Annotated in this window: 17 protein-coding genes; 3 read left to right on the forward strand and 14 right to left on the reverse strand. The window is 74.1% G+C overall.

Annotation, left to right across the window (positions count from 1 at the left end):
* Positions 1 to 91: 91 nt before the first annotated feature.
* From PSU4_RS22240 to PSU4_RS22290, 11 genes are all read right to left on the reverse strand, one after another.
* Positions 92 to 763, reverse strand: a complete 672-nt coding sequence (locus tag PSU4_RS22240; RefSeq protein ID WP_147111835.1) for a sirohydrochlorin chelatase — start codon at positions 761 to 763, stop codon at positions 92 to 94.
* On the reverse strand, positions 760 to 1,941 hold the full coding sequence (locus tag PSU4_RS22245) for a uroporphyrinogen-III synthase (RefSeq protein WP_147111838.1): 1,182 nt from the start codon (positions 1,939 to 1,941) through the stop codon (positions 760 to 762). Before PSU4_RS22245 ends, PSU4_RS22240 begins: the two co-directional genes overlap by 4 nt.
* Positions 1,938 to 2,282 (reverse strand): nitrite reductase small subunit NirD, encoded by a 345-nt coding sequence (nirD, locus tag PSU4_RS22250; protein ID WP_147111841.1) that lies wholly within the window; start codon positions 2,280 to 2,282, stop codon positions 1,938 to 1,940. Before nirD ends, PSU4_RS22245 begins: the two co-directional genes overlap by 4 nt.
* Positions 2,279 to 4,801, reverse strand: a complete 2,523-nt coding sequence (nirB, locus tag PSU4_RS22255; protein WP_147111844.1) for a nitrite reductase large subunit NirB — start codon at positions 4,799 to 4,801, stop codon at positions 2,279 to 2,281. The genes nirD and nirB overlap by 4 nt, the downstream gene beginning before the upstream one ends.
* On the reverse strand, positions 4,798 to 6,366 hold the full coding sequence (locus PSU4_RS22260) for an FAD-dependent oxidoreductase (RefSeq protein WP_147111847.1): 1,569 nt from the start codon (positions 6,364 to 6,366) through the stop codon (positions 4,798 to 4,800). The genes nirB and PSU4_RS22260 overlap by 4 nt, the downstream gene beginning before the upstream one ends.
* Positions 6,363 to 8,462 (reverse strand): molybdopterin oxidoreductase family protein, encoded by a 2,100-nt coding sequence (locus PSU4_RS22265; protein ID WP_147111848.1) that lies wholly within the window; start codon positions 8,460 to 8,462, stop codon positions 6,363 to 6,365. Before PSU4_RS22265 ends, PSU4_RS22260 begins: the two co-directional genes overlap by 4 nt.
* Positions 8,463 to 8,524: 62 nt before the next feature.
* A complete protein-coding gene (locus tag PSU4_RS22270) occupies positions 8,525 to 9,895 on the reverse strand; it encodes a nitrate/nitrite transporter (RefSeq protein WP_147111851.1) in 1,371 nt (456 codons plus the stop codon).
* Between the two features lie 203 nt (positions 9,896 to 10,098).
* Positions 10,099 to 10,944: a TIGR02569 family protein gene (locus PSU4_RS22275; protein WP_246115275.1), complete on the reverse strand. Its 846-nt coding sequence runs from the start codon at positions 10,942 to 10,944 to the stop codon at positions 10,099 to 10,101.
* A gap of 103 nt (positions 10,945 to 11,047) precedes the next feature.
* On the reverse strand, positions 11,048 to 12,646 hold the full coding sequence (locus tag PSU4_RS22280) for a hypothetical protein (protein ID WP_147111854.1): 1,599 nt from the start codon (positions 12,644 to 12,646) through the stop codon (positions 11,048 to 11,050).
* 307 nt (positions 12,647 to 12,953) lie between these two features.
* The gene (moeZ, locus tag PSU4_RS22285; RefSeq protein ID WP_147111856.1) at positions 12,954 to 14,126 is read right to left on the reverse strand and encodes an adenylyltransferase/sulfurtransferase MoeZ; all 1,173 of its coding nucleotides are present in this window, start codon (positions 14,124 to 14,126) and stop codon (positions 12,954 to 12,956) included.
* A 64-nt stretch (positions 14,127 to 14,190) separates the two neighbouring features.
* On the reverse strand, positions 14,191 to 15,240 hold the full coding sequence (locus PSU4_RS22290) for an alpha/beta fold hydrolase (RefSeq protein ID WP_246115276.1): 1,050 nt from the start codon (positions 15,238 to 15,240) through the stop codon (positions 14,191 to 14,193).
* 162 nt (positions 15,241 to 15,402) lie between these two features.
* Here PSU4_RS22290 and PSU4_RS22295 point away from each other — a divergent pair, with 162 nt between their 5' ends.
* The 3 genes from PSU4_RS22295 to PSU4_RS22305 are packed head-to-tail and all read left to right on the forward strand — an operon-like array spanning position 15,403 to position 19,361.
* On the forward strand, positions 15,403 to 16,368 hold the full coding sequence (locus PSU4_RS22295) for a DUF8832 domain-containing protein (protein ID WP_147111861.1): 966 nt from the start codon (positions 15,403 to 15,405) through the stop codon (positions 16,366 to 16,368).
* A complete protein-coding gene (locus tag PSU4_RS22300; protein ID WP_147111864.1) occupies positions 16,368 to 18,695 on the forward strand; it encodes a heavy metal translocating P-type ATPase in 2,328 nt (775 codons plus the stop codon). Before PSU4_RS22295 ends, PSU4_RS22300 begins: the two co-directional genes overlap by 1 nt.
* 48 nt (positions 18,696 to 18,743) lie before the next feature.
* Positions 18,744 to 19,361: a TetR/AcrR family transcriptional regulator gene (locus tag PSU4_RS22305; protein WP_147111867.1), complete on the forward strand. Its 618-nt coding sequence runs from the start codon at positions 18,744 to 18,746 to the stop codon at positions 19,359 to 19,361.
* Positions 19,362 to 19,597: 236 nt separating this feature from the next.
* On the opposite strand, the gene PSU4_RS22310 is transcribed toward PSU4_RS22305, so the two are convergent.
* Genes PSU4_RS22310 through PSU4_RS22320 form a run of 3 tightly spaced genes read right to left on the reverse strand, consistent with a single transcriptional unit; the run spans position 19,598 to position 22,235 of the window.
* Entirely contained in the window at positions 19,598 to 20,473 is an 876-nt protein-coding gene (locus tag PSU4_RS22310; RefSeq protein WP_147111870.1) for an alpha/beta fold hydrolase, read from the reverse strand.
* Positions 20,470 to 21,357 carry an AurF N-oxygenase family protein gene (locus PSU4_RS22315; protein ID WP_147111873.1) on the reverse strand — a complete coding sequence of 296 codons (888 nt, stop codon included), beginning with the start codon at positions 21,355 to 21,357 and terminating at the stop codon, positions 20,470 to 20,472. Before PSU4_RS22315 ends, PSU4_RS22310 begins: the two co-directional genes overlap by 4 nt.
* On the reverse strand, positions 21,354 to 22,235 hold the full coding sequence (locus tag PSU4_RS22320) for an SDR family NAD(P)-dependent oxidoreductase (protein WP_147111875.1): 882 nt from the start codon (positions 22,233 to 22,235) through the stop codon (positions 21,354 to 21,356). Before PSU4_RS22320 ends, PSU4_RS22315 begins: the two co-directional genes overlap by 4 nt.
* Between the last annotated feature and the right edge of the window lie 27 nt (positions 22,236 to 22,262).

The raw sequence follows: 22,262 nt of genomic DNA on the forward strand, positions 1-22,262 counted from the left end.
GGGGCGGGGCGGGGCGGGGCGGGCAACGGCACGCGTCCCGCGCTCGTGAGCGGCAATAGTCGCTATAGCGACTATTGCCGCTCACAGGGTCTTACGCGGCCGAGCGGGCCAGGGCGCCCGAGTAGCGGGCCAGGATCGTGTCGACGACGGCCGGGTGCGTGCCCAGGGGCGCGGCGACGGCGTCGGCACCGCAGGCGGCGACGCGGTCGGCGAACACGCCCGGCGCCAGGAGCCAGGACGCGACCGCCACCCGCTCCTCCCCCGCTGCCCGCAGTCCGGCGACGAGCGCATCGACCCGCGGCGCGGCGGACGCGGCGAAGCCCACCCGCACCCGGCGACCCGTCGCGACCTGCAGCATCCGCGCTGCCTGTCGCACCTGTCCGAGCGCGACCGCGTCGGCCGATCCCGCGGCGGCGAGGACGACGGCGTCGCCGTGGCGCCACCCGGCCTCCCGGAGCCGGTCGAGCGCGGCCGTCGCGAGCGCGGGGTCGGGGCCGATCGCGGGCGTCACCGGGAACGAGGACGCGCCCGCGGCGGCGAGTTGGGCGGGCAGGTCGCGGCGGACGTGGTACCCGGCGGCCAGGAACGCGGGGACGACGACGGCGTGCGGCATTTGCGCGGCGACGGACGCGATCGTCGGGCCGCGGACGTCGGCGTAGGCGAGCCGGACGTCGAGCCCGGACTGTTCGGCGACCGCGAGGGCCAGCGGCCGAGCGGCGTCCCCCGACCGGGTCCCGTGCGCGACGAGCAGGAGCGGGGTCACCGAGAGCCCCCACAGTGCCCACCGACGGGGACGGGCCCAGCTGTGGGGTCGAGGGCGAGCCGGTATCCCCGTTTGACGACGGTCTGCACCAGTTTCGGCTCCCCCAGCGCCGCGCGCAGCCGGGCGACGGCGGTCTCGACGGCGTGCTCGTCGTCGCCACCTCCGGGCAAGGCGCGCAACAGCTCCGCCCGCGCGACGACCCGTCCCGGGCGGCGCGCGAGCACCCGCAGCAACGTCATGCCGGTGGGCGGTACGGGCCGCAGGGCGCCGTCGACGAGAACGGCGTGTCCGCGCAGTTCCAGGACGTGCCCGGCGACGGGTAGCCACCGCGCCCGCGCGGGTGCGACGGCCTCCAGCTCGCGGACCATGGCGCCGAGCCGGGAGCGATGCGGTTGCACGGTGGGGACGTCGAGGTCCTGCAGCGGCGCAGCGGTGACGGGCCCGACGCACATCGCGAGGACCGGGCCGCGCAGCGCGGTGAGCACGTCCTCGCGCAGGCCGCGGGCACCGGCGCGGGCGAGCAGGCTGGCGGCGGCGGGGGCGCTGGTGAAGGTCAGGATGTCGATGCCGCCGGTGAGGACGGCGTCGGTGAGCCGGTCGAGCGGGCCGATGTCCAGGGGTGGCAGCCACCGGTAGACCGGAACCTCGACGACTTCGGCGCCCGCCATCACGAGCGCCTCGGCCATGTCGGGCAACGGTTCCCCGTGCAGCTGGACGGCGATCCGCAGACCGTCCACACCGGACTCCAGCAGGTGGTCGAGCACCTCGGCCGACGACTCGGACTCCGGCGACCACGCATCCGTCAGCCCCGAGGCCCGGATCGCCCCACGCGCTTTGGGGCCCCGGGCGAGGACGGTTCCCTTGCCCAGCACCGTGACCAGCTCCGTGCCGAGCCCCCAGCCCTCGGCGGCCTCGATCCAGCCGCGGAACCCGATTCCCGTGGTCGCGACGGTGACGTCCGGTGGGCGGGCGAGCAGCGCGCGGGTGCTCTCCAGCAGCTGTGCGTCGTCGGCCAACGGGACGATCCGCAACGCGGGACCGTGCTGCACGACGGCGCCGCGGCGCTCCAGCATCGTCGCCAGTTCATCGGCGCGCCTGGCCGCGGTGACGCCGACGGTGAAGCCCGCGAGCGCGGGCACGGCGGCGTCGCCGCGCTGCCCGGCGACCGCCACCATCATCGCCCCACCCGCAGTGACACGGTCCCGGAGTCGACGGACACGGCGTACACCTCGACGCGCACCGTCGGGTCGTCGAGGCACGTGCCGTCCACCAGCGAGAACACCTGCTTGTAGACGGGTGAGGCGACGGTCGGGACGCCACCGCGGTCGCCGACGATGCCGCGCGAGAGCACCGCGGCCCCCGAGAACGGGTCGACGTTGCCGATCGCGTGCACCGCCCCCTCGTGCGTGCGGAACAGTGCGACCTGCCGCCCGTCGAGCAGCGCGGCGACCCCGCGCTCGGGTTCGAGCTGGTCGACGCGGCACACGGGCGTCCACGTCGCCACGACGGCTGCGGTCACGAGCCCACCTCCGGGATTCCGATCAACACGGGTGTGCGGGGCGCGGGAACCGGCTGGCCGCGCTCGGTCACGAACGAGATCGTCGGGTCGGGGGTACCCGGCGCGTTGACGAAGGACACGAAGCGGAGGAGCTTGTCCTCGTCGGCGAGCACCCCGGCCCACTCGTCGGCGTACGACGCGACGTGCGCGGCCATCGCCGCGTCCAGGTCCGCGCAGATGCCGAGCGCGTCGTCGACGATCACCGCGCGCAGGTGGTCGAGCCCGCCGTCCATGGCCTCGATCCAGGAGGCGGTGCGCTGCAGGCGGTCCGCGGTCCGGACGTAGAACATCAGGAACCTGTCGACGAGCTGTACGAGTGTCTCGGTGTCCACATCGGACACCAGGAGGTCGGCATGGCGCGGGGTGAAGCCGCCGTTGCCGCCGACGTAGAGGTTCCAGCCGGTCTCGGTCGCGATGATGCCGAAGTCCTTGGAGCGGGCCTCCGCGCACTCCCGCGCGCACCCGGACACGCCTGACTTGATCTTGTGCGGGCTGCGCAGCCCGCGGTAGCGCAGCTCCAGCTCGACGGCCAGCCCGACCGAGTCCTGCTGCCCGTACCGGCACCACGTGCTGCCGACGCACGACTTCACCGTCCGCAGCGCCTTGCCGTAGGCGTGGCCGGACTCGAACCCGGCGTCAACCAGGCGTCGCCAGATCGCCGGGAGCTGTTCGACGCGGGCGCCGAACATGTCGATCCGCTGCCCGCCGGTGATCTTGGTGTAGAGCCCGAAGTCGCGCGCGACCTCGCCGATCACGATCAGCCCGTCCGGCGTGATCTCCCCGCCCGGCACCCGCGGCACGACGCTGTAGGTGCCGTCGCGCTGCATGTTCGCGAGGAAGCGATCGTTGGTGTCCTGCAGCGACGCCTGCTCGCCGGCGAGGATGTGGCCCCTCCCGAGAGAGGCGAGGATCGACGCGACGACCGGTTTGCAGACGTCGCAGCCCCGCCCGGTGCCGTGGCGCGCGATGAGCTCGCTGAACGTCGTGATGCCGGCGCCGGCGACGACCTCGAACAGCTCCGCACGGGAGACGGCGAAGTGCTCGCAGAGAGCTTTCGAGACCTCGACGCCTTCCTGCACGAGCAGCGTCTTCAACAGGGGGACGCAGGAGCCGCAGCTGGTTCCGGCTCTGGTGCAGGCCTTCAACGCCGCGACATCGCACGCCCCGGCCCCGATCGCCGTCTTCACAGCCCCCTTGGTGACCGCGTTGCACGAGCACACCTGCGCGGAGTCCGGCAGCGACTCGGCGCCCAGCTCGACCGCGCCGGGGGCGATGAGCGCCACCGGATCGGCGGGCAACGCGGACCCGACGAGCGGACGCAGCGCCGCATACCGGGAAGCGTCGCCCACGAGGACCCCACCGAGCAGCGTCGACGCGTCGTCGCTGACGACCAGCTTCGCGTACGTTCCCGCGACCGGGTCGTTGATCACCACGGGCAGCGCGCCCTCGGTCGTCGCGTGCGCGTCACCGAAACTGGCGACGTCCACGCCCAGCAGCTTGAGCTGCGTCGACATGTCGAGCTCGGCGGGCGTCATGCGGGCGTCGCCACCGAGCAGCCGGTCCGCGACGACCTGGGCCATCGCGTACCCCGGCGCCACCAGGCCGTACGTGCGGCCCTCCAGCGCCGCGCATTCGCCGACGGCCCAGACGTGCTCGTCGGCGGTGCGGCACCGGTCGTCGACCAGCACCCCACCCCGCTCACCGACGGCCAGCCCGGCGTCGCGCGCGAGACCGTCGGCGGCACGGATGCCCGCGGAGAACACGACGACGTCGGCGTCCAGCTCGATCCCGTCCGACAGCTGCGCGACGAGCCGCCCCCGGTCGGCGACGATCCCCGCCACCGAGACGCCGCAGCGCACCGCGATGTCCTGGCGCTCGACGAGCGCACGCAGCAACGCGCCCCCGCCCTCGTCGACCTGCACCGGCATCAGCCGCGGCGCGATCTCGACGACGTGGGGCGACAGCCCCAGCGACCGCATCGCCCGCGCCGCCTCCAGCCCCAGCAGCCCGCCGCCGACGACGACCGCCGACCGCCGCCCCGGAGTGGGTCGCGCGAGCGCCGCTCGTGCGGCCGCCGTGATGGAGTCCAGGTCGTCGAGGGTGCGGTAGACGAAACAGCCGGCCAGCTCACGCCCCGGGACGGGCGGCACGAACGGCACCGACCCCGTCGCCAGGACGAGGGCGTCGTAGCGGAGGGTCTCGCCGGTGGCGGTGCGGACCAGCCGGTCCGCACGGTCGATGCCGACGACGGAGGTACCGCGCCGGACGTCGACCCGCGGGTCGTCGTGGGTGCCGAGCGACAGCTCGTCCTCGGTACTACCATCCACATAGGACGACAGTGCGACGCGGTCGTAGGCCGGCCGGTCCTCCTCACCCAGCACCGTGACGTGCCAGGTGTCCTCGGTGTCGCGGTCGCGGAGCGCCGACACCAGCCGGTGCCCGACCATCCCGTGTCCGACGACGACCAGCTCGCGGGTCATGCCGCCCCCTCCGTGCGCTCGTGCGTGCTCTCTTCGGAACGAACGGCACAGTCGGGCAACTGAATTGCGCGACTGTGCCGTTCGTGCAACTCCCCGCTCTCTGCACGAACGGCCCTTTCGCGCAACTGAGCTGCAGCAACGGGCCGTTCGTGCGATTCGTCGCGCGTAGGGGCCGGGGTGTCGGTGGCGGCCAGCCACGCGCAGATGCCCTCGACCGTCCCGGCGCAGCTGCCGCAGCCCGTCGCGGCGCGGGTCGCCCCTCTGAGCGCGGTGAGGTCCGTCGCCCCCGCGCGCCAGGCCGCGACCAGCGACCCCTTGGTGACGGTGTTGCACCGGCACACGACCGCGGCCGCGGGGAGGTGCCCCGGGTCGGAGGTCGGGGTCGCCTCGCCTGGCAGGGCACGACCGAGCAGCAGCGCGAGGCGGTCGGACGGGGCGGGGGATCCGTTGTCGTGCAGCTGGATCATCGACGCCGCCGCGTCGGGGAAACCGATCATGATGCCGCCGACGACCCGGTCGTCGCGCAGCGCCAGCTTCGCGTACCGGCCACGCCGGGAGTCGGTGAGCCGCAACAGTTCCACGGTGTCGTCGTCGGCGTGGACGTCCCCGACAGCGGTGAGGTCGATCCCCGACGCCTTGAGCCGGGTGACGGCACGCGTCCCGCGGTAGCGGGCGGTCGGGTCGGCGCCGGTGAGCAGGTCGGCCAGCACGGCGGCCTGGTCCCACCCGGGCTGGACGAGCCCGGCGGGAGCGCCGTCGTGCTGGGCGCAGTCGCCGATGGCGTACACGTGCTCGAGTGAGGTCCGCAGCCGGTCGTCGACGACGATCCCGCGGTCGACCCGGGCTCCGGCGTCGGACGCGAGGGTGGTCTCGGCGCGCACCCCGGCGGCGACGACGAGCCCGTCCGCGGCGATCACGGTTCCGTCGTCGCAGGTCAGCCCGGTTCCAGCCGCCCAGGAGACGGCGCCGACCCCGAGCTGGACCTGGACCCCGAGCTCGGCGACGACCTCGGCCAGCACGGCGCCGGCGCCGGCGTCGAGCTGGCGTTCCATGAGGTGCCCGGCGGGGTGGACGACGGTGACCTCGACGCCCCTGGCCGCGAGCCCGCGGGCCGCCTCCAGCCCGAGCAGTCCACCGCCGAGGACGACGAGCCGCGCACCGGGGCGGGCCATGTCGAGGATGGCGAGGCAGTCGTCGAGATCCCGGAATCCGACGACGCCCGGCCCCGGCACCCCGGCCACCGGCGGCAGCCAGGCCCGCGAGCCGGTCGCGAGGACGAGGTCGTCGTAGGGCAGCGGTGTGCCGTCGGCGAGGGTCAGGGTGCGCGTGGCCGGGTGGAGGGAGACCGCCGCGGTACCGGACCGCACGTCGACGTGGTCGGCGACCGGCAACGCGATCGCCGCCGGATCGATGCCGCCGGCCAGGACGGTGGACAGGAGCACCCGGTTGTACGCGGGATGCGTCTCGGCGCCCACGACGGTCAGCCGTGCGCCGCCGCGGCGGCGCACCTCGTCGGCGAACCGGGCGCCGACCATCCCGTTGCCCACCACCACGATGCGCCTCACGTCGCCACCGCCTCGACGGCCTGTGAGTGGCGATAGTCGCTATAGCGACTATCGCCACTCACAGGGTGTATTCGGACTGCGGCGACCTTGAACTCCGGCATCCGGCTGACCGGGTCGAGGGCCGGGTTGGTCAGCAGGTTCGCGGCCCGGTCGTCGGCGAAGTGGAACGGCAGGAACACCGTGTCCGGTCGTGCAGACAGGACGAGGCGGACCCTGGCGAGGACGCTGCCCCGGCGGGACTCGACGCGCGCCCAGACGCCGTCGGCCAGTCCGGCGCGGGCCGCGGTGTCGGGGTGGATCTCCACGAACGCGTCGGGTTCCACGAGCGCCAGCTCGTCGACCCGGCGCGTCTGCGCGCCCGACTGGTAGTGCACCAGCACCCGGCCGGTGGTGGCGCGCAACGGGTAGGCGTCGTCGGGGAGCTCGGCGGCGGGCACGTGGTCGACCGGCACGAGCCGGGCACGGCCGTCGGGGTGGGCGAAGCGGTCGAGGAACAGGCGCGGGGTGCCGGGGTGGTCGGTCGAGGGGCAGGGCCAGTGCAGGGCCTCGCCCGCGTCGAGCCGGTCGTAGGTGATGCCGGAGTAGTCGGCCGGGCCGCCTGCCGACGCCGCGCGCAGCTCGTCGAACACCGCGCGCGGCGTCGTGGGGAAGCCGCCGCAGCCCAGTCCGGCGGCCAGGTCGGCGACGACGTCGAGGTCGGTCCGGACGCCGGGCGGCGGATCGAGCGCGCGCCGTCGGCGCAGCACCCGGCCCTCCAGGTTGGTGAGCGTGCCCTCCTCCTCGGCCCACTGCGCGACCGGCAGCACGACGTCGGCGCGGCCGGCGGTCTCCCCGGGCAGGAAGTCGGCGACGACCAGGAGATCGAGCGCGTCCAACTTCGAGGCGACCCGGGCCGCGTCCGGCGCCGACACCCGCAGGTTCGACCCGAAGACCAGCAGCGCACGCGGCCCACCGGGGGTACCGATGGCGTCGATCAGCTCGACCGCCGACCGACCCGCGCCCGGGATCGACGCGGGATCGACGCCCCAGACCGCGGCGACGTGCGCGCGGGCGACCGGATCGTCGATGCGGCGGTACCCGGGCAGCTGGTCGGCCTTCTGCCCGTGCTCGCGCCCGCCCTGCCCGTTGCCCTGCCCGGTGATCGTCCCGAAGCCCGACCCCGCCGTCCCGGGGAGCCCGAGCGCGAGGGAGAGGTTGATCCACGCCGTCACGGTGTCGACGCCGTGCGCGTGCTGCTCGGCACCCCGCGCGGTGAGGACGTAGCGGCGCGACGAGCCGGCGAGCCAGGAGACGACGGTCCGCATGTCGGCGGCCGCGACCCCGCACACTCGTTCCGCGCGCTCGGGCCACCACTGCGTCGCGAGACGCCAGGCGTCGTCGAAACCGGAGGTCCGCGCCCCGAGGTACGCGGTGTCGACCGCGCCCGACTCGACCGCCGCGTGGAGCATGCCGAGCGCGAGGACGAGGTCCGTCCCCGGCACCGGCTGCAGGTGCAGCCCGCCGGACGCAACGGCGCGCTCGGCCGTCGGCGTCCGCCGCGGGTCGACGACGACCAGCCGCGCCGACCCGAGGTGCCCCATCAGCGGCGGCATGGTCTCGGCGACGTTGGCCCCGGCCAGGACGACGACCTCCGCGTCGTCGAGGTCGGTCACCGGGAACGGCAGCCCGCGGTCGAGGCCGAACGCCCGGTTGCCCGCCGCGGCCGCCGACGACATGCAGAAGCGGCCGTTGTAGTCGATCTGCGACGTCCGCAGGGCGACGCGGGCGAAGCGCCCCAACAGGTACGCCTTCTCGTTGGTGAGCCCGCCGCCGCCGAAGACGGCGACCGAGTCCGGACCGTGAGAATCCTGGATCTCCCTGATCGATGAGGTCACGTGCGCCAGCGCGGTCTCCCACGTGACCGGACGACCGCCCAGAAGAGGGGCCGACAGCCGGTCCGGGTGCGACAGCAGCGACCCCGCCGTCCACCCCTTCTGGCACAGCCCGCCGCGGTTGGTCGGGAACTCCCGCGGCGCGACCTCGCCCGCGGCGCCGACCGTCATGCCGCACTGCAGTGCGCAGTACGGGCAGTGGGTGTCGGCGGTCATGCGGGCCATCGTCGGACGGCCCGGTACCGGTCGTGGTTCGGCGAGGTTTCCAGCGCGTGACACCGGCAAGGTCACACCGCCACCGCAGCCCCGGCGGCCGCGCGCGCCGGCGCCCGCAGATAGACGACGACCGTCACGACCGTGCAGACCAGGTAGAACGCGAAGAACACCCAGAACGCCGGCGCCCCGGACTTCGTCGCGGCGAACGACTGCCGGAACGCCAGGTTGATCAGCAGCCCACCGAGCGCGCCGACGGCCGCGATGAGCCCGATCGCCGCACCCGAGACGCGCCGGGCGTGCAGGAGCGCGGCGTCGGCGGAGGCGATGCGCGCCAGCGCCTTCCGTCGGAAGATCGCGGGGATCATCTTGTAGGTCGACCCGTTGCCGACGCCCGAGAACACGAACAGCGCGATGAACCCGGCGACGAACAGCGGCAGCGACCCCGCACCCGACGCCACGATGCAGACGACGGTCGCGGCGGCCATGGCCACGAAGTTGACGGCGGTGACGCGGGCGCCGCCGAAGCGGTCGGCCAGCCAGCCGCCGAGCGGCCGGATGAACGACCCGAGCAGCGGGCCGATGAACGTCAGCGCCGCGGCCTGCAGCGGGGTGCGGCCGAACTGCGTCTGCAGCACCAGGCCGAACGCGAAGCTGTAGCCGATGAACGAGCCGAACGTGCCGATGTAGAGAAACGACATGATCGCGGTGTCGCGGTCGGCGACGGCCAGCCTGAACGCGCCGGTGTCGTTGCGGACGCTCGACAGGTTGTCCATGAACAGCGCCGCGCACACCGCGCAGATCACGATCAGCGGGATGTAGACGACCAGCAGCAGCCTCGGCTGCGCAGCGCCCGCCGTCGCGATCACCAGCAGCGCGACGAGCTGGATGACGGCGACGCCCAGGTTGCCGCCCCCGGCGTTGAGCCCGAGCGCGGTGCCCTTGCGGCCCTCCGGGAAGAAGGTGTTGATGTTCGTCATCGACGACGCGAAGTTGCCGCCGCCGAACCCGGCAAGCGCGGCCATCAGCACGAACACCGCGTACGGCGTGCCGGGCTGCAGAACGAACGCGGCCGCGACGGTCGGAACGAGCAGCAGCAGGCCCGACACGATCGTCCAGTTGCGGCCGCCGAACCGGGCCACCGCGAACGTGTACGGCACCCGCAGGACCGCGCCGACGAGCGTCGCCGTCGCGCCCAGGAAGAACTTCCCGGCGGCGTCGACGCCGTATTCCGGGCCCATGAACAGCACGAACACCGACCACAGCGTCCACACCGAGAACCCGACGTGCTCGACGAAGATCGACGCCCACAGGTTGCGGTTCGCGACCCGACGTCCGGTGCGTTCCCAGAAGCCGGGGTCCTCGGGCTCCCAGTCGTCGATCCAGCGCCCGCCGAGCCGCCCCCGGCCGCTCGACTGCTCGTTCGTGACGTCCGTGAGGGTCACGCCTGGCCTCCCGCCGCTCGCCGATCAGATCGGTGGCAGACGTTAGGAAGCGCGGATTACCTCGTCGTGGCCCCGCGTGTCATCGACGCAACGGGGCCCTCAACGTGACGCGGTCGACGCTGTGAGGCCCTGGTCGACCCTTGTGAGCGGCAATAGTCGCCATAGCGACTATTGCCGCTCACAGGGGTCCCTCGCATCAGACATCAGAGGCGGGCGCTGATCAGGCCCGCGGCCCGCTCCAGGCCGCCGAGCGAGCGGACCGTGCCCTCGGGATGCTGGGCGTGCAGGGCCAGCCGGTAGAGCAGGGCGCGCAGCAGCGCCTGCGGCCACTCGGCCAGGTGCGACCAGCGTTCGAGGATGCCCGCGTCGGCATTCCCCCAGGCCAGAGCGTCGATGACGACGACCGCCGCCGCCCACTCCGCCGGCCGCCAGAACGGCACGAGATCGAGGACCGCGGGGCTGCCGTCGGAGTCGAACAGGACGGCGCCGAACAGCTCGCCGTGCACGACCTGCGGGACCAGCTTCACCGGGCGCCGGTAGGCGCCGAGCTCGGAGAAGAGGTCGCCACCCGTGGCCGGGTCGAGCGTGAGCCTGCGCTCCCCGAACGCCGCCGACACCGAACGCGACAGCACGTCGTCACGGTCGTCGAGCAGCCGTGGGCGCAGCACATGGGCCGTCGCGGCGTGCAGGCGCATCGCGGCGGCGACGACGTCGTCGTGACGGGGCTCGGCGCTGCCCGGCAGGAACCGGCACGCCGCCCACCCGGCGACGACCCAGCGCCCGTCCGACGACCGCAGCGGGCGGGCGAGGCGCACCCCCTCGACGGTGAGGTTCTCCAGCACCCCGGCCGACCACGCCGCGACGGCGTTGTCGGACACCGGCCGGATCAGGGCCTCGCCGCACTGCCAGGCGCGCTGGCCGGCCCAGGCGACAGGTCGTGGCGGGGCGTCGGCGACACCGAACGCGGTGCGGACGTGTTGGGGCAATGCCTCCCCCGCTCCGGGCGCGCGCGGCCCCGGGTCAGCGGAGGCTGTGTGAGCTGCGGTCACGCCCCGCACGCTACCTGCGACGGTCGTGGGCGTCCTGCCGCCACGCGGGCGCGACCGCGGTGACTAGGAGGGTGCCGAACCACTGTCCAGCACCCTCCGGGGCTCAGCCGACGACCCGGTCGGGGTCGTCGGTGGCGGTCGCAGCCGTGTCGGCGGGCGGTGGCGGGTCCTGCTGCGCGGCCGCGCGACGGACCTGCTCGGCCTCCGCGGCGCGCACCGTGTCGGCCATGCCGGGGTACATCCAGTCGACCCCCGGCGCGACCATGTCGACGGCGCGGGCCGCGGGCCCCTGCGGCGCCGGAGCCGTCGACGTGACCGGTGTGGGCGCGGGCGCCTGCACCGGCTCGGACGGCGGGGGAGCCTGGGCCGCAACGGGTGCGACGGTCTCGGCCGGGGCCTCTCGCGGCGGCGCGTCGACGGGCGCCGACCGCCGCTGCGGCTCGTCGGGCGCGCGGTCGGGCCCCTGGTCGGGCACCCGGCCGGCCCCTTGGCCGGAACCCGGGCCGGCCCCTTGGCCGGAACCCGGGCCGGCCCCTTGTCCGGACCCTTGACCGGGCACCGACTCGACGTGCGCGACCGGCACCACCGGACCGTCGCCACCTGCCGCGAGACGGTCGACGGGGCTGCTGCCGGGGTCCGGCGGCGCGCCCGTGCCGACCTCGACCGACGGCATCCCGTCGCGCTGCGCGGGCCGGCCGGGGACGGCCTCGGGGCGGTGGTCGTCGGAGACGTCGTGGGGTGCGGGGGCCGTCGGGTCGGCGACGATGCGTCGCACGTCGGCGGTCGCCCTGCGCGTCGCCTCGGGGTCGTCGAGGAGCGGGACACGGGCCGCGGTCGCGACGTCGGCCGACAGCCCGCGCATCTCGTCCTGCTTCGCATCCCGCCGCCGCTCCAGCGTCCGGTGGTTCTCCTCCAGTGCCGCGACCAGCGCCGACTGCGCGGGCGTGCGCCGCGCCGGGTCGGTCGCGATCGTCAGCTCGCGCTCGATGTAGGCCAGCTGCTGCTGGGTCTGGCGCAGCTCGTCGCCGGCGCGGGTGAGCGACCGGTAGGTGCCCAGCTGTGTCTGCAGCAGCGTCTTCTGCGTCTCCAGATAGGCCTTGCGACGCAACAGCGCCACGTAGGTCGCGGCGCGGCGTTCGCGCACCTGCTCGGGCAGGGCCTGCCACTGCGCCTCGGCGCGGGCGACGTCGTCGAGCTGCCCCCCGACCGACGCCAGCACCACCTCGGCCTGCGCCGCCCAGCCGCGCTCGTCGGCGAGCTGCGGGACGGCGAGGACCGACGGGTGCGTCGCCGCCACGTCGGGCCCCGACGCCGTGATGCAGTAGCCGGCGACGAGCGCGCCCGCCGCGCCGAGCACCGCGATCGCGCGGCGGTGCCGGCGGTCCCGCCGGGGCGGGACGTCGGCGGGCGGGCGCGGGCGCGCGGGCCGGGACCCGATGTGCGACACCACGACCGGCTGGGCAGCGGCGGCGGGCTCCTCGACAACCCCGGCCGGCGCCACGGCCACCACCGCGACGCCGGCCGGTGCTGCCTCACCCCCGGCAGCCCCCACTGCCGCTCGGGCGAGGCGGTTCGCGTCGCGACGTGCCTGACGCGCCGACTCCCGGTGCACCGGGCTGCAGAACCGACGCTCGGGGCGGCCGGGCAGGCTGGTGACCACCTCGTCGCACCCGGGCAGGGCGCACAGCCGCTCGCCGTCCATCGTCCGCTCCCCCGCCACACACAGACGGCGGACGCGACAGGCCGTGACCCGGCGGCGCCCCGTCGCGCAGGCCGGCGCCGGCGCGCCCGGAATCCGTCTTGATCTTCGTGACCGAACGATATCGGCCGAGCGGATCAGCTGTCGATGCTCCTTACGGCGCACTCGCGACGATCACGCGTCACGCTCCGTACCTCCCGAACGCCGGAAACGCGCACACGACGGCGCCGCCGGCACCCTGTGGGGTACCGGCGGCGCCGGGGCCGGTCGCTCACCGCCGGGACCACTCCCGCGGAAGCGCCCGGGACGATCAGTAGACGGGCTGCGACGGGTCGATCTGCTTGACCCAGGCCAGCACGCCGCCACCGACGTGCACGGCGTCGGAGAAACCGGCCTTGTGCAGCGCGGCCAGCGCCTCCGCGGAACGCACACCCGACTTGCAGTGCAGGACGACGGGCTTGTCCTGCGGGATCTCGGCGAGGGCGTCGCCGTTGAGGATGCGGTCCTTGGGGATCAGCGTCGCACCGGGGATGCGGACGATGTCCCACTCGTTCTGCTCGCGGACGTCGATCAGCGAGAAGTCCTTGCCCGCGTCGATCATCTCCTTGAGCTCGGTCACCGTGATGGTGTGACCGGCGGCGGCACCCGCGGCCTCGTCGGTGACGACGCCGCAGAAGCTGTCGTAGTCGATGAGCTCGGTGATCTTCGGCGTGGCCGGGTCCTTGCGGAGCTTGATGGTCCGCCAGGTGGTCTCGAGCGCGTCGTAGGCGACGAGGCGGCCCAGCAGCGGCTCACCGATGCCGGTGATCAGCTTGATGGCCTCGTTGACCATGATCGAACCGATCGACGCGCACAGCACGCCCAGCACGCCACCCTCGGCGCACGACGGCACCATCCCGGGCGGCGGGGGCTCGGGGTAGAGGTCGCGGTAATTGAGGCCCTTGCCGTTGGGCGCGTCCTCCCAGAACACCGACGCCTGGCCCTCGAACCGGAAGATCGAGCCCCACACGTACGGCTTGCCGAGCAGCACCGCGGCGTCGTTGACCAGGTAACGGGTCGCGAAGTTGTCGGTGCCGTCGAGGATGAGGTCGTAGTCGCGGAAGATGTCGAGGACGTTGTCGGCCTCGAGCCGCGTCTGGTGCAGCCGGACCTCGACGAGCGGGTTGACCTCGAGGATCGAGTCGCGCGCGGACTCGGCCTTGGGCCGGCCCACGTCGGACTGGCCGTGGATGACCTGGCGCTGCAGGTTGGAGGCGTCGACCTCGTCGAACTCGACGATCCCCAGCGTGCCCACACCGGCGGCGGCGAGGTAGAGCAGAGCGGGCGAGCCGAGGCCACCGGCGCCGATGACCAGCACCTTCGCGTTCTTGAGCCGCTTCTGACCTGCCATCCCGACATCCGGGATGATGAGGTGGCGGCTGTAGCGCTCCACCTCTTCCTTGGTCAGCTCGGCTGCCGGCTCCACGAGCGGCGGTAGGGGCATGCTGTGCACTCCTCGTTGTCACGTGCTGTTCGCGCGTTCCGATGACACCGGCGTGACCTCGGTGTCACGACTCGACGTGGTCAACGCGCACGGCTGCCTGCATCTTCCCATCCCGGGCGACGTCACCGGCCCATTCCCCGGACTCGACGGCGTCCCACATGCCGGCGACGGCGCGGGCCACGACGTCGGGGACCTCCATCTGCGCGATGTGCCCCACACCCGGCAGCATCAGCAGCCGCCCGTCGCGCAGGGAGCGGACCGTGCGGGCGGCGTGGCGGGGCGCGACGAGACGGTCGCGGTCACCCCAGACGACGAGCGTCGGCACCGTCACCGCACGCAGCGCCGCCCACGGCGACGCCTGCCCGCACCGCAGCCAGCTCGCGAACATCGCGAACGCCGCCCCGTTGACCGCGTCGGCCGCCCAGGGCACGGAGCCGCGGGCGAGGATCTCCTCGGCCGCCTCGGCGATACGGTGCTCCGGGGCGCGCGCCGGGTCGCCGAAGCACAGGGCGAGGACCTGCTCGGCACGCTCGCGCGGGCCCAGCGCGGCGAGCGCCGCCCGGGCGCGCCTGCCGGGGGCCCCCGGGATCATCGCGAGCGCGAGCCGCGGATCGGAGAGCCGTCGCGGGTCGGGGCGCCGGTCGGGGACGGCGGGCGAGACGAGCGTCAGGGTGCGGACGAGGTCGGGGTGGCGCGCGGCGAGCAGCACGCACACCGAGCCGCCGAGGGAGTTGCCCAGCAGGTGGACGGGCTCGTCGCCGGACGCGCGCAGGAACCGGGCGAGGGCCTCGGCGTTGGCGTCGGGCGTCCAGACGCGGGGGTCGAGCGGCGGGGACGACCCGAACCCCGGCAGATCGACCGACATGCCGGACGCGCGACCCGCGAGCAGGCCGGCGAGGTCGGTCCAGTTCGTCGCCGACCCGGAGAGCCCGTGCACGTAGACGGCACGGGTCGCCGGCCCCGGCGTCTCCCGGACGTGCATCGTCACCCCGCCCGCGGTGACCTCGCGGCCGGGCCACGGACGCCGCGCGAGGTCGAGCGGCGGCAGGGTGGTGGGGTCGGCGAGCGGGGGCGCGGGCCGCGACGCGTCGGGGGTGGGGGCGGGTCCGGGCATCCGTCCAGCATCGCTCATCGTGGCGTCGCACACCACGAATCCCTGTCGGGATACCCCCTGGTGGTATCGTCGGCCTCGCGAGAGCGACCGCACAGCGACCGACGGGTCATCGTCGGTGGGGTCGCCGCGTTGCAGGAGACAGAAACCGGCGGAAGGAACCAGATGAGCACCGCAGGACGGCTGGCCGCGTACGCCGCGGTCCTCATCCTGCTGTTCACCGGCGCGTGGGCCACCGGCGTCGCGGTCGGCCCGGTCACCGACGCAGCCTCGGCGCAGCCGGCCGGCCCGACCACGCCCGGTTCCGACCCGAACCACGCCTCCGAGCACGACCACGGCGGCGCCGGCGCCACCGCCCCCGGCGTCCCCGACCGCGGCCCCACCGGCCAGGACCCGGTCGCCACTGTCGAGTCGCTCGGCCTCTCGGCCACCCAGGCCGGCTACACCTTCGCCGTCCAGAACACGACGTTCGGCCTCGGCCGACCCGGCGAGCTGGCCTTCACGATCACCGGCCCCGACGGCCGGCCCGTCACCTCCTACGCCGACGCCCACCACGGCCCCATGCAGGTCGCCGTCGTCCGCCGCGACGCCGCCGGCTTCCAGCACCTGCAACCCGCCCTCGGCGCCGACGGCGTCTGGCGCGCCCCGCTCACCCTCCCCGGCGGCGGAATCTGGCGCGCCTACGCCGACTTCGCCCCCACCGACGGCCCCCCGCTCGTCCTGGGCACCGACCTGTTCGTGCAGGGCGACTTCACCCCGTTCCGGTTCGCCGACTCGCGCACCTTCGACGTCGACGGCTACCAGGTCCGCCTCGACGGCAACCTCGTCCCCGGCACCCAGTCGCAGATCTACGCGACGGTCAGCCGCAACGGGGCGCCCGTCCTCGACCTGCAGCCCTACCTCGGCGCGTTCGGCCACCTCGCCGTCCTGCGCCAGGGCGACCTCGCCTACCTGCGGGTCCAACCCATCACCTCGTCGACACCCGGGCCCGCCGACCGCGCCGGGCCCGGCACCGCCTTCACCGTCGACGTCCCGTCCGCCGGGTCCTACCGCCTGTTCGTGGAGTTCGTCCACGGCGGCGTCACCCGCACCGCCGAGTTCTCCGTCTCCACACCGGAAGGGAGCCGCTGATGAGCACCCTGACCCCCGAGTCGCCGGGCGCCGCCGTCACCGTCGCGCCCGAGGCGCTGCGCATCGAACTCGCCATCGGCGGCATGACCTGCGCGTCGTGCGCCAACCGCGTCGAACGCAAGCTCAACAAGATGGACGGCGTCGTCGCCTCGGTGAACTACGCGACTGAGAAGGCGCACGTCGAATACCCCGCGGGGGTCGAGCCCGAAGCACTGGTCGCGACGGTCGAGGCCGCCGGCTACACCGCCACGCTGCCCCCGCCGCCGGCCGCCCCCTCCGAGACTCCCGCGCCCACCGACGAGATCGACCCGACCGCCTCACTACGGCACCGGCTGCTCGTCAGCGCCGTGCTCGCCGTGCCCGTCGTCGTCGTGTCGATGGTGCCCGCGTTCCAGTTCACCTACTGGCAGTGGCTCGCCCTCGTGCTCACCGCACCCGTCGTCGTCTGGGGCGCGTGGCCCTTCCACCGCGCCGCCTGGGTCAACCTCCGCCACGGCGCCGCCACCATGGACACCCTCGTGTCCGTCGGCACCCTCGCCGCACTCGCCTGGTCCGTGTACGCCCTGGTCTGGGGCACCGCCGGCATCCCCGGCATGGTCCACCCCTTCACCCTCGCCGTCTCCCGCGGCGGCGGCGCCGGCCAGATCTACCTCGAGGTCGCTGCCGGCGTCACCGTCTTCGTCCTCGCCGGCCGCTACGCCGAGGCCCGCTCCAAACGCGCCGCCGGCGCCGCCCTGCGCGCCCTGCTCGAGATGGGCGCCAAGGACGTCGCCGTCCTGCGCGACGGCGTCGAGGAACGCATCCCCGTCGCCGCACTCGCCGTCGGCGACCGGTTCGTCGTCCGCCCCGGCGAGAAGATCGCCACCGACGGCACCGTCGAAGACGGCACCTCCGCCGTCGACGCCTCCATGCTCACCGGCGAACCCGTCCCCGTCGACGTACAGCCCGGCTCCGCCGTCGTCGGCGGCTGCGTCAACACCTCCGGGCGGCTCGTCGTCGCCGTCACCCGCGTCGGCGCCGACACCCGGCTCGCCCAGATGGCCAAGCTTGTCGAGGACGCACAAACCGGAAAGGCCGCCGTCCAACGCCTCGCCGACCGCGTCTCCTCGGTGTTCGTGCCCGTCGTCATCGCGCTCGCCGTCGCCACCCTCGGGTTCTGGATCGGCACCGGCGAAGGCGTCGCCGCCGCGTTCACCGCCGCCGTCGCCGTCCTGATCATCGCCTGCCCCTGCGCCCTCGGGCTCGCCACACCCACCGCGCTGCTCGTCGGCACCGGCCGCGGCGCCCAGCTCGGCGTCCTCATCAAGGGCCCCGAGGTCCTCGAGTCCACCCGCCGCGTCGACACCGTCGTCCTCGACAAGACCGGCACCGTCACCACCGGCCGCATGGAGCTCGTCGACACCCACGTCGCCGACGGCGAGGACCCCGACGAAGCCCTCCGCATGGCCGGCGCCGTCGAGGACGGCTCCGAACACCCCATCGCCCGCGCCATCGCCGACGCCGCCCGCGCCGCCGACGGCGCCGGACTCCCCGGCGTCTCCGAGTTCGAAGCCGTCCACGGCCTCGGCGTCCGCGGCGTCGTGTCCGAACTCGTCGACAACCGCGTCGTCGCCCACGCCGTCCTCGTCGGCCGCCCCGCCCTCCTCGCCAACCACGACATCGAGCTGCCCGCCTCGCTGATCGAGGCCCGCGAGAAGGCCGAGAACGCCGGGCACACCGCCGTCGTCGTCGCCTGGGACGGCCACGCCCGCGCCGTCCTCACCGTCGCCGACGGCATCAAGCCCACCAGCGCCGACGCCATCCGCCGGCTCCGCGCGCTCGGCCTGCGCCCCATGCTCCTCACCGGCGACAACGGCGCCGCCGCCCGCACCGTCGCCGAACGCGTCGGCATCGACCCCGACGACGTCATCGCCGACGTCATGCCCGAGGACAAGGTCGCCGTCGTCACCCGGCTCCAGGGGGAGGGCAAGGTCGTCGCCATGATCGGCGACGGCGTCAACGACGCCGCCGCCCTCGCCACCGCCGACCTCAGCCTCGCCATGGGCACCGGCACCGACGTCGCCATCGAGGCGAGCGACCTCACCCTCGTCCGCGGCGACCTGCTCGCCGCCGTCGACGCCGTCCGACTCGCCCGCCGCACCCTCTCGACGATCCGCGGCAACCTCTTCTGGGCGTTCGCCTACAACGTCGCCGCCGTCCCCGTCGCCGCCGCGGGCCTGCTCAACCCCATGATCGCCGGTGCCGCAATGGCGTTCAGCTCCGTATTCGTGGTCACCAACAGCCTGCGGCTACGCACGTTCCGCAGCTCCACCGACCGGCCGGTGTGATCAACCCACGTCGCCTGATCGTGGCTACCGGCGGGTAAGCTCCGCGCCATGACGGAGACATCGGTCCACCGCGGGGCGAGGTTGTCCCGCAGTGCCCGGCGGGCGCAGCTCCTGCTCGCCGCGCGCGACGTCTTCGCCGCCCAGGGCTACCACGCCGCCGCCATGGACGACATCGCCGAGCGGGCAGGCGTCAGCAAGCCGGTGCTCTACCAGCACTTCCCCGGCAAGCTCGAGCTCTACCGGGCGCTGCTCACCACCTACGCCGACGAGCTGGTCGACTCCGTCCGCGGCGCCATCGCCGCCACCCACGACAACCGCGAACGCGTCCACGCCGCGGTGAAGGCCTACTTCGACTTCGTCGCCGGCGAAGGGCAGGGCTACCGGCTCGTCTTCGAGTCCGACCTGCGCCGCGAACCCGAGGCCGCCGCCGTCGTCGACGGGGCGCTGACCCGCTGCATCGACGCTGTCGCCGAAGTCGTCACCGAGGACGCCGGACTCGACGACGCCCGCGCCCGCCTGCTGGCCGTCGGCCTCGTGGGGTTGAGCCAGGTGACGGCGCAGTACTGGCTCGACTCCCAGCAGTCGGTACCGCGCGAGGAAGCGATCGACCTGATGTCGGCTCTGGCCTGGAAGGGCCTCGCCGGTTTCCCGCTGATCCACGACTGACCCCGCGCGGTAGTCCGCGCGCAACCTCACTGCTGCTCCCACGCGCGTTCACGACGGTGAGGTTGCGGCCGATAGTCCGCGCGCAACCGCACTGCTGCTCCCACGCGCGTTCACGACCGTGAGGTTGCGGCCGATAGTCGGCGCGCAACCGCACTGCTGCCCGAGCAGCGTCAGCACAGCAGTGGGGTTGCGCTCGGGTCGGGGACGTCCCCCCGGGGAGCGCCGGGCGCAGTGGGTCAGGCGGCGTGGGTGTGGCGGGTGGCGGCGGCGACCAGTGCGGTGATGCGTTCGGCCGTCCCCGCGGCCCGCTCGACGGGCAGCATGTGGCCCGCGCCCGGGAAGATCGTGAGCTCCGCCGACGGGAGGCCCTCGCGGATGCGACGGGCCAGCCGCAGCGGGGTGAGCCTGTCGCGCGAGCCTGCCAGCACGGCGGTGGGGATCGTCGCGAAGGCGGCGAGGGCGGCGTCGCGTTCGTGGGCGTCGAGCGTCGGGCGGAAGCCGGAGACGGTGGCGGGGCGGCAGTCGGCGATGGTGCGCGTGGTGAGGCGGACGGCTTCCCGCGAGGGGTGCTCCCCCAGCAGCAGCCAGCGGAGCCCGGGGCCGAGGAGGGCGGGGACGCCGCTGAGGTGCTCGCGGCCGGTCCAGCGCCGCGACCGGTAGAGGCGCTGTTCGACGGCGCCGACCCGGGCGAGGGCGTCGGGGCCGAGGCCGAAGGCCTTCTCGGTGAGCCCGCCGCTCGCGGTGGCGACGAGCGCGACGCCGGCGACGCGCGAGGCGACCAGGGCGGGGTGCCGTTCGGCGAGGGCCATGATCGTCATGCCGCCCATGGAGTGTCCGGCGAGCACGAGGGGCCCGTCGGGTGCGCGGTCGGTGATCAGCTCGGCCATGTCGTCGGCGAGCTGGTCGATCGTCATGGTCGACGGGTCGCAGGCGGCGGAGCGGCCGTGGCCGCGGTGGTCGTAGCGCAGCACCCGGACGTCGCGGGGCAGCCGGTCGGCCACCGGCGCCCAGGTCCGCGAGTCGAGGGTCCAGCCGTGGGCCATGACGACGGTGACCCCGGAGTCCGCGGAGCCGTCGGCGGGCCCGGAGACCTCGACGTGCAGCGAGCTCATACGAGGTGCGCCTTGCGCCACAGGATCTCCGACGGTCCGCCGATGAGCCCCTGCTCGCGCAGGAACGGGACGAGCTTGCGGGCGGACCAGCGCAGCGTCTCGCGGTGGTGGGGGTTGGCGAGGGCGGCGGCCTTGCCGACCTTCGGGTCGATGCCGACGCTCGCGTAGACGTCGGCGTGGATGAGGTTGCGCGCGACCACGAACGCGATCCGTGATGTCAGGTAGCGGCCGATCTGCTTCTGGGCGCCGTTGACCTGCGGCATGATCCGGATGAGCTCGTCGCGGGCGTACCGGACGTGGCGCGCCTCCTCCGTCACGTGGATCGTGTTGACGGCGCGGGTGAGCGGCTGGACGGTCTCGTCCTTCATGGCCTCGCGCTGCAGCTGGTCGAGGATCTCCTCGACGAACAGGGTTCCGGCGAACATGGCGGGCCCGTAGCCGATGGTCTTGAAGAGGCGACCGAGCTCGTGGGTGAGGCCGGTGGGGGCGTAGTCGGGCACGCCGTAGCGCTCGGTCATGCGCGCGAACATGATCGAGTGCCGGCACTCGTCGGCGATCTCGGTGAGCGCGTACTGGATGTGGCTGCGGCGGGGGTCGCGGTCGTAGGCGTAGCGCAGCAGCATCTGCATGAGGATGATCTCGAACCAGAGGCCGATGCGGGCGACGCTGCAGACCTCGTGGATCGACAGGGTGCGGCGCGGTTGCTCGGTGAGCTCCTCCCACAGCTCGGTGCCGTAGAGGGAGACGCGGTGCTCGGGCAGGCCCCACGCGCCGTCGACGAGCGGTGCGTCCCAGTCGATGTCGATCGTGGGTTCGTAGGAGTGGTCGAGCGAGGAGCGCAGGAGCCGGTCGGCGCCGGCCTCGCGGTCGGTGACACGGGTCATCGGGGACTCCTCTCCTGGGTGGGCTCCGCAATGGTGGACAGGATGTCCCGCCCGGTGAGCCTGCGGACGAGACCGGCGGCGAGGGGCGACGAGTCGTAGTGGCCGGAGGCGGCCCGGGCCCGGAGCGTGCGGGCGACCCCGGACGAGACGAGTCCCGGGAGGTGGCGGCCTGCCCAGAGCTCGACCTGCCCGGCGAGGGTGCCGGCGGTGTCGCGGGGCGGCCGCTTCGCGCCGAGGACGCGCAGGACGGTGCCGACGATGTCGTCGACCTCCTCGCGGCGGACCTGTCCTTCGAGGGCGAGCCCGACCGCGCGGCCGGCGTCGTGGATGGGGGTGCGGACGTAGCCGGGGTAGACGGTGGTGACGTGCAGCTCGGTGCCGTACTCGAGGCGCAGGGCGTCGGCGTAGGCGGTCATGCCGCGCTTGGCGACGCTGTAGGCCGAGACGAACGGCAGCGTGAGGTAGGCGAGCTCGCTGGCGACGAAGACGACCCGGGCGCGGGAACCACCGCGCTGCGCGCGGGAGGCCTGGAGGGCGGGCAGGGCGGCGGCGGTGACCCGCCAGGCGCCGAGGAGGTTGACGTCGATGACGCGCATGGCGTCGGGCTGCAGCGGGCCGCCGGCGTCGTTGGGGATGCCGATGCCGGCGTAGTGGGCGACGGCGTCGAGGCCGCCGAGGCGGTCGACGGCGGCGGAGACGGCGCGGTCGACCGCGGCGTCGTCGGTGATGTCGCAGGCCAGCACGCCGTCGCCGGGCTCGCGGTCGAGGCCGATGACGTGGGCGCCCGCGTCGCGCAGCCGGGCGGCGGTGGGTGCGCCGAAGCCGCCTGCGGCGCCGGTGATCAGGACCCGGCTGCCTGCGGGGATCGTGCGTGACATGCCACCCCTCTCCCTTGCTGTTACCCC

Origin of the sequence: Pseudonocardia sulfidoxydans NBRC 16205, assembly GCF_007989085.1 — a bacterium.
GTDB classification, from domain to species: domain Bacteria; phylum Actinomycetota; class Actinomycetes; order Mycobacteriales; family Pseudonocardiaceae; genus Pseudonocardia; species Pseudonocardia sulfidoxydans.

Coding starts and splice junctions, on each gene's coding strand:
- PSU4_RS22305 (WP_147111867.1), top strand. CDS start 18,744: ATGACGGAGACATCGGTCCACCGCGGGGCGAGGTTGTCCCGCAGTGCC.
- PSU4_RS22310 (WP_147111870.1), bottom strand. CDS start 20,473: ATGAGCTCGCTGCACGTCGAGGTCTCCGGGCCCGCCGACGGCTCCGCG.
- PSU4_RS22295 (WP_147111861.1), top strand. CDS start 15,403: ATGAGCACCGCAGGACGGCTGGCCGCGTACGCCGCGGTCCTCATCCTG.
- PSU4_RS22320 (WP_147111875.1), bottom strand. CDS start 22,235: ATGTCACGCACGATCCCCGCAGGCAGCCGGGTCCTGATCACCGGCGCC.
- PSU4_RS22245 (WP_147111838.1), bottom strand. CDS start 1,941: ATGATGGTGGCGGTCGCCGGGCAGCGCGGCGACGCCGCCGTGCCCGCG.
- moeZ (WP_147111856.1), bottom strand. CDS start 14,126: ATGCCCCTACCGCCGCTCGTGGAGCCGGCAGCCGAGCTGACCAAGGAA.
- PSU4_RS22265 (WP_147111848.1), bottom strand. CDS start 8,462: ATGGCCCGCATGACCGCCGACACCCACTGCCCGTACTGCGCACTGCAG.
- nirB (WP_147111844.1), bottom strand. CDS start 4,801: ATGACCCGCGAGCTGGTCGTCGTCGGACACGGGATGGTCGGGCACCGG.
- PSU4_RS22300 (WP_147111864.1), top strand. CDS start 16,368: ATGAGCACCCTGACCCCCGAGTCGCCGGGCGCCGCCGTCACCGTCGCG.
- PSU4_RS22290 (WP_246115276.1), bottom strand. CDS start 15,240: ATGCCCGGACCCGCCCCCACCCCCGACGCGTCGCGGCCCGCGCCCCCG.
- PSU4_RS22280 (WP_147111854.1), bottom strand. CDS start 12,646: ATGGACGGCGAGCGGCTGTGCGCCCTGCCCGGGTGCGACGAGGTGGTC.
- PSU4_RS22315 (WP_147111873.1), bottom strand. CDS start 21,357: ATGACCCGTGTCACCGACCGCGAGGCCGGCGCCGACCGGCTCCTGCGC.